General features: G+C 70.3%; 5 protein-coding genes. 4 read left to right on the top strand and 1 reads right to left on the bottom strand.

Annotated features, from left to right (window positions below; translation table 11 throughout):
* From PINTE_RS23535 to PINTE_RS24690, 3 genes are all read left to right on the top strand, one after another.
* The coding region (locus tag PINTE_RS23535) for an ABC transporter ATP-binding protein (protein WP_169798581.1) at positions 1 to 447 on the top strand (447 nt) is incomplete at its 5' end.
* Positions 448 to 1152 carry a hypothetical protein gene (locus tag PINTE_RS24695; protein ID WP_068434544.1) on the top strand — a complete coding sequence of 235 codons (705 nt, stop codon included), beginning with the start codon at positions 448 to 450 and terminating at the stop codon, positions 1150 to 1152.
* On the top strand, positions 1095 to 1577 hold the full coding sequence (locus PINTE_RS24690) for a glycosyltransferase (protein WP_245643099.1): 483 nt from the start codon (positions 1095 to 1097) through the stop codon (positions 1575 to 1577). Before PINTE_RS24695 ends, PINTE_RS24690 begins: the two co-directional genes overlap by 58 nt.
* Positions 1578 to 2024: 447 nt before the next feature.
* On the opposite strand, the gene PINTE_RS22990 is transcribed toward PINTE_RS24690, so the two are convergent.
* Complete coding sequence (locus PINTE_RS22990) at positions 2025 to 2273, bottom strand: hypothetical protein (RefSeq protein ID WP_157087389.1); 249 nt, start codon at positions 2271 to 2273, stop codon at positions 2025 to 2027.
* Between the two features lie 366 nt (positions 2274 to 2639).
* Here PINTE_RS22990 and PINTE_RS21105 point away from each other — a divergent pair, with 366 nt between their 5' ends.
* Positions 2640 to 3272, top strand: coding sequence for a hypothetical protein (locus PINTE_RS21105; protein WP_068433964.1), 633 nt, complete (start codon positions 2640 to 2642; stop codon positions 3270 to 3272).
* Positions 3273 to 3274 lie beyond the last annotated feature (2 nt).

Here is a 3274-nt window from a genome sequence, read left to right as displayed (position 1 = left end):
CGCGAGAACGTCATCCTCGGCGGGCTGGCGGCGGGGCTGTCCCGCAAGGAGGTCGAGGAGCGAGCCGACCAGGTGGCGGACTGGGCCGAGCTCGGCGACTTCATCGACGCGCCGATGCGCACGTACTCCTCGGGCATGTTCTCGCGGTTGGCGTTCTCGGTGGCCGTGCACATGAAGCCCGACATCCTCATGGTCGACGAGGCGCTGTCGGCCGGCGACGCGAAGTTCCGGGAGAAGGCCCAGGCCAAGATGGAGGAGCTGCGCCATTCGGCGCGCGCGGTCTTCCTCGTCAGCCACGCCCTCGGCAGCGTCAAGGAGATGTGCGACGACTGCATCTGGCTGCACAAGGGGCGCATCGCGATGCACGCGTCGCCGCAGGAGTGCATCGACGCGTACACGCAGTTCGTCAAGGTCGGCAAGACGCCGCAGACGATGGAGGACCTGTAGGTGTCCACGCAGCGGCGCGCGCCCGTCGACGTCACGATCGTGACGTCCGGTCACGACGTGGCTGACGCCCGGCTGCACCGGGAGGTGGCGGCCCTGCTCGCGCGCGGGTTGCGGGTCGAGGTCTTCGGGCTCGGGGAGGCGGCGGACGCCCCGCCGGGGGCGATCGTGCGCACGTGGCCGCGGCAGGGCTCGCTGCGGCGGGCGCGGCTGGCGGCGCGGATGGCGGCCCGCGCGAACGGGCGGGTGCTGCTCACGCTCGACCCCGACTCCGCGCTGGCGGCGAACGCGGCGGTGCTGACGAGCGGGCGGATGCTCGTCGTCGACGTGCACGAGGACTTCGCGACGCTGTTGAAGGACCGGCCGTGGGCCCACTCCCTCGGCGGTCTGGCGGGAGTCGGTGCGCAGGGCCTGGTCAAGGCGTTCCTGTCGGTGGCGTCGCGGGCGGCGCTGACGGTGGTGGCCGACGAGCACGTGCCGCCGCTGACCGCGCGGCGGCGGTTCGTGCTGCCGAACGAGCCGGCGGCGGCGATGCTGCCCGATCCCGGCCCGCGGGGCGAGCGGCCGCGGGCGCTGTACGTCGGCGACGTGCGCTCCACCCGCGGCGTGTTCGCGATGCTGGAGGCGGTCGGCGGGCCCCGGACTGGGAGCTGGACGTCGTCGGGCCGGTCGCCCCCGCGGACGTCGACGAGCTGCGGCGCCGGCTGACGGCCGATGTCGCGCTGGCGCAGCGCGTGCACCTGCTGGGACGGCGCCCACCGACGCGGGCGTGGGAGCACGCGAGCGGCGCGTGGTGCGGGCTGCTGCTGCTCGCCGACACCCCGGCGTTCGCCGAGGCGATGCCGAGCAAGCTCGGGGAGTACCTGGCGTGCGGGTTGCCGGTGATCACGACCGACCTGCGCCGCCAGGCGGCCGTCGTGCGCGACTCCGGAGCCGGCGTCGTCGTGCCCGCCGGCGGCGACGAGTCCGTCGGGGAGGCGGTGGCGCAGGTGCTGCGCGACTGGTCGGGTTCGGCTGACGGCCGGGAGCGGCTGGACACCTGCGCCCAGGCGGCGGTGAAGCACGCGGCCGCAGCGCGGCGCGAGCGCAGCGTCTACGAGGACTTCGCCCACGCGGTCGCGGCGCTGCTGTAAACGCTCTGACCGCATCGCTGCCTGGGCGGGGAAACCGCGGCCGTTTGGCGAAAAAGCTTCAGACGTAACCGTTTCCGTCGACTTGAACAGAGGGGACCGGGGTCCTGAGGGACGTCGGTGACGCTGCCCCCATGCGACAGGTCCTCGGATGCCCGAATCCCCTCGCCGCCCGTGCTCCCACGTGGATCACAAGCAGGCTGGCGCCCGCCACACCCCGCGCTTCCGGGTTGGACGGCCGGTCCTGTGGACGTTCTCCGTGGCCATATGTCTGACGTTAGCTGCGGCTGCACACGGTCTCCTCCCACCGACTGCCAGGTCGGAGGAGGCGAACAACATCGTTCAGCATTCATCTCCTAATGCGCCGCGCAGAGCAGTATTGGCGCGGCTGATGCCGATTCGCGGTAGCGCCGCTGTGCCGACGATGACCTGCCGGGTGGACGCGGCCCGCTACGGCTCGCCGATCGGTCTAGTGTGCTCGGCCATGGTGCCCGCGGGTGCCAGGCTGACCTCAATGCGCGTCGTGTTGCCCAACGGCACGTCCGGGGTCTTCGACTTCGCTTCGAGCGCCACAGGTCGGTACGCGCAGCCATCGCGGCGAGTTGTCACGTGGACCGCGCACCGCCCGGTCGTCATGCGAACGCGCGGCCGCGCGGTCTTCCGTTTCAGCGGTGTGATCCTGCCGCGCGCGATGAACACGCTGACAGCCACTCTTTATAACGGGCGGAAGGTCGTGGCTGCGGGCGAGTCGCGCGTATTCAGCCGCCTGGGGCCCGTCCAATCACGGCGGTGGCGGGCGGCAGCCATGAATGCGTTGAGGGAGTACGAGTCGGCCGCGCGCGTCATGGCGCGAGCACCCTCGGCTACGCCTTTGCCACCGCCGCCTACGCCGACTTGTACGGATGGGAGGACAGACGCACTCTAAACTCGCTCAGGGCACTGATGACGCAGAAGTCTGCCCGTGGGGGATGGGGCTTGGGCTCCCCGTGGGACGCTTTTGGCGACGGCACAGTTAACCCTACGGACACCGACTAATCGATCACGTTGAGTGGTCACGTTGGGCCCGTGCTCCTGGACGCTTACCGGGCCGGCAAGGCACCACCTGCTGAGGTGGAGCACATCCTGACCCGGCTCATGTCCATGCCGCTCGTACCGCGGCAGCCCGCCGGCACGGCCTGCCTGGCCTACTCCGATTCCGGTCACGACGGTCGGGTCTGCGTATTCAACATCGCGGCCTCGGCTGCGCGCTTCCTGGAACGACTCCGGGTCGCTGGGTTCGCGCGGCCCGGTCAGCGCGAACTCATCGCGGCCCTCGAGCGACGCAATGCGCTCGCTTACCGGCCGAGAACCGGGTTCTGGCCCTATCTGGAGGGCAGGTTCGCCGACCAGGACTGGAACCACAACGCCGTAAATGCCGAGCAGGCGTATCACAGCAACCAGCCGCACGGCATCGCATCGATCCGCATGATGATGGAGGCCCCGCGACCAGCCGGGATCAACCCACTGGCGTTTGTCACGCTCTTACCGCACCAGTGTTCGCGGACTGATAAGGCCGCAGATCAGGTCGGTGTGTTGTACACGCGGTTTCGGGCGTACAACTTCGGTGGACCGACAAGGGAGAACGAGCGGCGGCGGGCAGGTCTGTGGGCGCAACTCGCGGCGGAAAGTGCGAAGGCCTCGGGCGTTTGTCCGCGTTAAGC

Origin of the sequence: Piscicoccus intestinalis NBRC 104926 (genome assembly GCF_001515525.1) — a bacterium.
Taxonomy (GTDB): Bacteria; Actinomycetota; Actinomycetes; order Actinomycetales; family Dermatophilaceae; genus Kineosphaera; species Kineosphaera intestinalis.
This window is presented reverse-complemented; position numbering and strand designations above follow the sequence as displayed.